This is a genomic window from Phycicoccus flavus (assembly GCF_004025965.2).
GTDB lineage: Bacteria > Actinomycetota > Actinomycetes > Actinomycetales > Dermatophilaceae > Phycicoccus > Phycicoccus flavus.
Window position 1 is genome coordinate 1 of record NZ_SAYU02000114.1, and the last position, 5,984, is coordinate 5,984.

Below are 5,984 nucleotides of genomic sequence, written 5' to 3' on the forward strand. Positions count from 1 at the left end.
CAGCGACGTCCGGACCGGCTGGCGGGGCGAGCTCGGGGAGCACCCGGACGACACCGCCGAGTCGCTCACCGCCGGGTCGCCGGGTGGGGCGCGCCGGCTGCTGCGCGAGCTGCTCGTCCCCTACCGGCGGATGCTGCTCGTCGTCGTCGCGGTCGTGCTCGCCGAGAACGTCGCCCGCCTGTCGATCCCCTACCTCGTCAAGGAGGGGATCGACGTCGGCATCCCGCCGATCCGGCAGGACGACGACCTGCGGCCGCTGCTCGGCATCGTCGGCGCGGTGCTCGTCGCCACCGCCGTCCAGGCCGTCGCCCGGGGACGCTTCCTCGTCCTCCAGGGCCGGATCGGCCAGCACGTCCTCGTCGAGCTGCGGCGCCGGGTGTTCCGGCACTTCCAGGCGCTCAGCCCGGCCTTCCACGAGACCTACACCTCGGGCCGCGTCATCTCCCGGCAAACCTCCGACGTCGACGCCATCTCCGAGATGCTCGAGACCGGCTTCGACGGCCTCGTCACGGCGGCGCTGACGCTCGTCGGCACGGCCGGCATCCTCCTCTGGCTCGACCTCGAGCTCGGGGCCGTCGCCCTGCTGTGCGGGCCGTTCCTCGCCCTGCTGACCAACTGGTTCCGCACGGCGTCGGGCCGCTCGTACCGGGTGACCCGCGAGAAGGTCGCCCTCGTCATCGTCCACTTCGTGGAGTCGATGGGCGGGGTGCGGGCGGTCCAGGCCTTCCGCCGCGAGGCCCGCAACGAGGAGATCTTCGACGACGTCAACGACCAGTACCGGGCGGCCAACCTCGTCGCCTTCCGTCTCGTCGCCCTCTTCATGCCCGGCATCCGGCTCGTCGGCAACGTGACCATCGCCGTCGTCCTGCTCTACGGCGCGTGGCTCGCGAGCCGGGACGCGGTGACCGTCGGCGTGCTCGCGGCGTTCCTGCTGTACCTGCGGCAGTTCTTCGAGCCGATGATGGAGATCAGCCAGTTCTACAACACCTTCCAGTCGGCCTCGGCGGCCCTGGAGAAGCTCGCCGGCGTGCTCGAGCAGCGTCCCGACGTGCCCGAGCCCGAGCACCCGGTCGCCCTGCCGTCCGCGGCCGGGGAGGTGCGCTTCGAGGGCGTGCGCTTCGAGTACGTCCCCGGGCGCCCGGTCCTGCCCGACCTCGACCTCACCGTCCCGGCCGGCCAGACCGTCGCCCTCGTCGGCACGACCGGCGCGGGCAAGACGACGCTGGCCAAGCTCGCCACCCGCTTCTACGACCCCTCGGCCGGGCGGGTGCTCCTCGACGGCGTCGACCTGCGCGACCTCGCCGGCGACGCCCTGCGCGAGCACGTCGTCATGGTCACCCAGGAGAACTACCTCTTCTCCGGCACCATCGCCGACAACATCCGCTTCGGCCGGCCGGACGCCTCCATGGCCGACGTCGTCGCCGCCGCGTCCGCCCTCGGGGCGGACGGGCTCATCCGGGCCATGCCCGACGGCTACGACACCGACGTCGCCAACCAGGGCGGCCGCCTGTCGGCCGGGCAGCGCCAGCTCGTCGCGTTCGCCCGCGCCTTCCTCGCCGACCCCGCGGTGCTCATCCTCGACGAGGCGACGTCCTCGCTCGACGTGCCGTCCGAGCGGCTCGTGCAGGACGCCCTGCGGACCGTGCTCGCCGGCCGGACCGCCGTCATCATCGCCCACCGGCTCTCGACCGTCGAGATCGCCGACCGGGTGCTGGTCCTCGAGCACGGGCGGGTCGTCGAGGACGGCGCGCCGGCCGACCTCGTCGCCGCGGGCGGCCGGTTCGCCGACCTGCACCGGGCCTGGGAGGACTCGCTCGTCTGACCCCCCGGGTCAGGACGGGAAGTCGGCGCCGGCCTCGAGGCGCAGGGCCAGCAGCTTCGCGAGCTCGATGGAGTCGCCGTCGCGTCCGCCCGCCCCGACCTGCAGGGGCGCGGGGCTCGCGTCGACGTGGACCCCGGTGAGCCGGCCGCGCAGGCTCGGCGCGACGACGAGGACGTACCACTGCCCGTCGGTGCCGACGCCGGCCGAGCGGTCGCGGCGGACGTACCAGCCGGTGACGTCGGTGCGCAGCGTCCCCGGCCCGCTGTGCGGCTTGGCCCGCAGCGCGGACGTCGGGACCTGGGCCGCCCGCATGGCCTCGGCGAACTCCGCGACCATCGGCGCCGTCCGGCGGGCCTCCGCCTCCTTGGCCCGGGCCGCCGCCGCCCGGTGGTACTCGGCGTTCTCCCGCGCCTGCCGGCGTCGCGCCGCGACCGGGTCCTCGTCCTGCGCGCTCATCGCCCGATCATCGCAGCCGGCCCGGGGTGCCCGCCCCGCCGCGGGAGGTCCGCGGTGGCCGGGCGTCACGTCCGGGGCCCTAGGCTGGCGAGGCTCACCCCCGAGCGACCCCGTCAGTGAAGGAACCGTATGTGCCGAGTGCTCGCGTTCATCGGGCCGGAGACCCCGCTGGAGAACCTCCTCCTCACGCCCACGAACAGCCTGGTCAACCAGGCCCTCGACCCTGAACGACACCCGGAGCTCCAGCTGGCCGGCTGGGGGTTCGGGGCCTGGAGCGAGCACCTCCTCAAGCCCGAGGACCCGTTCGTCTACCGCCGGCCGATGGCCGCCTTCTACGACGACAACCTCGAGCGGATCGTCCCGAGCCTGCGGGCCAGCACGATGCTCGCGCACGTGCGGGCGGCCGCCTACGACGCCAAGGTCGTCCTCGCCGACGAGAACTGCCACCCCTTCTCCTTCTCCGGGACGCCGTGGATCGTGGCCCAGAACGGCTACCTGCCGAACTGGCAGATCCTCCAGCGCGAGCTGCTCCGGCACTGCGACGACACCTACCTCGAGCAGATGAAGGGCAGCACCGACACCGAGTTCCTCTACGTGCTGCTGCTCTCGCTGCTCGAGGGCGACCGTGACGAGGACGTGCAGCGCGCCGTCGAGGAGCTCGTCCGGCTCATCGCCGCGGCGATGAAGGAGCTCGACCTCCCGGGCCTGACGAAGCTGAAGATGGCGCTCGTCGCCCCGAACCGCATCATCGGCGTCAACGTCGGGCTCGGGCACGACGGGGAGACCGACCCCGAGGGCGACTGGGAGCAGCTGCGCCGGTCCGAGCCCACGAGTGACGACTTCGCGAAGTCGATGCTGCTGGAGCCGATGTACTTCCTCATGGGCAGCGACTTCGAGAAGGACGAGACGACGTACCGCTTCGAGACCTCCGACGAGGGCGAGGCGACCGGCGCGATCTTCGCCTCGGAGGCCCTGACCGACGACACCGACGGCTGGAGCGAGCTGGAGTTCGGGCACATCCTCTTCCTCCGGAACGAGGGCGGCCGGGTGAGCAAGACGGTGCAGGCGCTGTCGGTCTGACGCCGGAGGCCGTCGCGGACGGCCGCGAGGACGGCGCGGCGTCGCTCCTAGACTTCCCGGAGTGACCCGCCCCGTCCTTCGCCAGGTGCACAACATCGGCCGTCGGCGGGCCTGGGCCATCTGGGTCGTCGGGCTCTCGGTCTACGTCCTGGCCGTCTTCCACCGCACCTCCCTCGGCGTCGCCGGGCTGCTCGCCGCCGAGCGGTTCGACATCACCGCCGCCCAGCTGTCGACGTTCACCGTCGTCCAGCTGGCGGTGTACGCGGCGATGCAGGTGCCGGTCGGGGTGCTGCTGGACCGGTTCGGCTCCAAGCGGCTCATGACGACCGGCCTGCTGCTCATGACGGCGGGCCAGGCCTGGTTCGCCGTCGCGGGGACCTTCGAGGTGGGGCTGGCCGCCCGGGTGCTGCTCGGCGCGGGCGACGCGATGGTCTTCACCTCGCTGCTGCGGCTCGTCGCGCTGTGGTTCCGGGTCAAGCAGGCCCCGCTCATCACGCAGCTGAGCGGGATGATCGGCCAGCTCGGAGCCGTCGCCGCCGCCACCCCGCTGGCCGCCGCGCTGGCGGCCTTCGGCTGGACCCGCGCCTACGCCGGCGCGGCGAGCCTCGGCGTGCTTCTCGCGGTGGCGCTGCTCGTCGTCGTCAAGGACTCGCCCTACCGGGGCGAGGGCGTCGAGCGGATCAAGGTGCGCGCGCTGGCCCGCACCCTGGCCGAGGTCTGGGGCAACCCCGGCACCCGGCTCGGGCTCTGGGTGCACTTCACCTCGCAGTTCGGGGCCACCGTCTTCACGATGCTCTGGGGCTACCCGTTCCTCGTCTCCGAGGGCGTCGCCCCGCGGACCGCCTCGCTCGTCCTCGTCGTCATGACGGTGACGGCGATGGCGGCCGGACCGGTCGTCGCGACCTTCACCTCCCGGCTGCCCTACCGGCGCTCGCAGCTCGTGCTCGGCATCGTCGCCGCCATCGCCGCGGTCTGGGCGGTGACCCTGCTGTGGCCGGGGCCGGCCCCGCTGCCGCTGCTCCTGCTCCTCGCGGTCGTCACCGCGGTCGGTGGCCCGGGCTCGATGGTCGGCTTCGACCTGGCCCGCACCTTCCACCCCTCGACGCACCTGGGCCGAGCGACCGGGGTCGTCAACGTCGGCGGGTTCACCGCGTCGCTGCTGTGCATCGCCCTCATCGGCGTCGTCCTGGACCATCTCGCACCGGGCGGGCCCGCGGAGTACACCCGCGGCGACTTCCGGCTGGCGATGGCCGTGCAGTTCCTGTTCTGGGGGCTCGGCGCGGTCCAGCTGGTGCGCTACCGGCGCAAGGGGCTGCGGTACGTCGAGTCGGTGAGCCCCGCCGCGCTCGACGCCCTCCGGGGCGGCGAGACCCTCCTGCCGGGCATCTCCCGCGACCCGGACGCCTGAGCGGGGGGACCGCCCCGCGGGTCCTCGTCCGGTGCCGCGCCGCGTGTCGGTGCGGGGGCGGCCGGGGCGTGGTGCCTACGCTTTCCCCGAGACCGGGTCACGTATGAGTTGGCCCGGTCTCGCCACGTCCGGGTGGGGCGGGTCAGCCGGAGCGGACCGTGTAGCCGTCGTCCGGCCTCGCGCAGTACCGGAAGGGGCCGCCGTCCTTCGCGTGGTACGACATGAGCCGCTGGTCCGAGCGCAGCAGCAGCAACTCGCCGTCGACCGTCGCCTGCGGGTAGGCCCGTCCGGGCCTCGGGCAGCCCAGCGACCCGTCGTCCCACGTGACCTGCGCGAACCCGGCGACGACGACCTCCGCGGGCACGATGCCGACGCGGCCCTCGGCGTCCTCGAGAGCGGCCTGGACGCGCGGGTCCTCGCTGACGTCGCGTGGCAGCGGGTCGGTGGGGGTCGCGGGCGGGGAGGACGGTGCGGGCGGGGTGCTCGACGGGGCGGTGGTCGGGCCGGACCCGCCGTCCGGGCTGGGGTCGGCCGGGCCGGGACCGGCGGGGCCGCAGCCGGCGAGGGCGGCGGTCAGCACCGCGGTCGTCACGAGGACGGGGACGCACATGGCTCTCCTGTCGTCGGGTACCGGTCTGGGACGCGCGCGGCACGACCCCAGGTTCCCTCAGCGCAGCAGGTGCCGCCCGATGACCAGGCGCTGGATCTGGTTCGTGCCCTCGAAGATCTGGGTCACCTTGGCCTCGCGCATGAACCGCTCGGCGGGGAAGTCCTGGGTGTAGCCCGCGCCCCCGAGCACCTGCACCGCGTCGGTCGTCACGCGCATCGCGGCGTCCGTGGCCACGAGCTTGGCCACCGCCGCCTCGCGGCCGAAGCCGCGTCCGGCGTCCTTGAGCCGTGCCGCGTGCAGGTAGGTGGCGCGGGCCGAGGTGACGGCGGCCTCCATGTCGGCGACGAGGAACTGCAGGCCCTGGAACTCGCCGATGGCGCGGCCGAACTGCTGCCGCTCGCGGGCGTAGCCGACGGCGAGGTCGAGCGCGCCCTGCGCCAGGCCGGTCGCCGCGGCGGCGATGCCGAGGCGCCCGGCGTCCAGGGCGGACAGGGCGATGGCCATGCCCTGCCCCTCGGCGCCGATCCGGCGGTCGGCGTCGACGCGGACGTCGTCGTAGAGGACCTCGCGGACGGTGTCGCAGTGCAGGCCCATCTTCTTCTCCGGCG

At 73.8% G+C, this 5,984-nt stretch carries 6 protein-coding genes; 3 read left to right on the forward strand and 3 right to left on the reverse strand.

Features of this window, described 5'->3' with window-relative positions; translation table 11 throughout:
- A partial coding sequence (locus EPD83_RS19585; protein ID WP_205859632.1) for an ABC transporter ATP-binding protein occupies positions 1 to 1,822 on the forward strand: 1,822 nt, incomplete at its 5' end.
- 9 nt (positions 1,823 to 1,831) lie between these two features.
- Here the strand turns inward: EPD83_RS19585 and EPD83_RS19590 are convergent.
- Positions 1,832 to 2,278, reverse strand: a complete 447-nt coding sequence (locus tag EPD83_RS19590) for a hypothetical protein (protein ID WP_128365806.1) — start codon at positions 2,276 to 2,278, stop codon at positions 1,832 to 1,834.
- A 129-nt stretch (positions 2,279 to 2,407) separates the two neighbouring features.
- Here EPD83_RS19590 and EPD83_RS19595 point away from each other — a divergent pair, with 129 nt between their 5' ends.
- Together EPD83_RS19595 and EPD83_RS19600 are read left to right on the forward strand one after the other, a co-directional pair.
- Positions 2,408 to 3,358 (forward strand): class II glutamine amidotransferase, encoded by a 951-nt coding sequence (locus tag EPD83_RS19595; RefSeq protein ID WP_128365807.1) that lies wholly within the window; start codon positions 2,408 to 2,410, stop codon positions 3,356 to 3,358.
- 61 nt (positions 3,359 to 3,419) lie between these two features.
- Positions 3,420 to 4,766, forward strand: a complete 1,347-nt coding sequence (locus EPD83_RS19600) for an MFS transporter (protein ID WP_128365808.1) — start codon at positions 3,420 to 3,422, stop codon at positions 4,764 to 4,766.
- Positions 4,767 to 4,908: 142 nt separating this feature from the next.
- Here EPD83_RS19600 and EPD83_RS19605 read toward each other — a convergent pair whose 3' ends face one another.
- The gene (locus EPD83_RS19605; protein ID WP_165567038.1) at positions 4,909 to 5,376 is read right to left on the reverse strand and encodes a hypothetical protein; all 468 of its coding nucleotides are present in this window, start codon (positions 5,374 to 5,376) and stop codon (positions 4,909 to 4,911) included.
- A 57-nt stretch (positions 5,377 to 5,433) separates the two neighbouring features.
- A partial coding sequence (locus tag EPD83_RS19610; protein WP_268951217.1) for an acyl-CoA dehydrogenase family protein occupies positions 5,434 to 5,984 on the reverse strand: 551 nt, incomplete at its 5' end.

Bases quoted from the DNA above. Each gene is read 5' to 3' on its own strand.
- EPD83_RS19595 (WP_128365807.1), top strand. From the start codon at position 2,408: ATGTGCCGAGTGCTCGCGTTCATCGGGCCGGAGACCCCGCTGGAGAAC.
- EPD83_RS19590 (WP_128365806.1), bottom strand. From the start codon at position 2,278: ATGAGCGCGCAGGACGAGGACCCGGTCGCGGCGCGACGCCGGCAGGCG.
- EPD83_RS19605 (WP_165567038.1), bottom strand. From the start codon at position 5,376: ATGTGCGTCCCCGTCCTCGTGACGACCGCGGTGCTGACCGCCGCCCTC.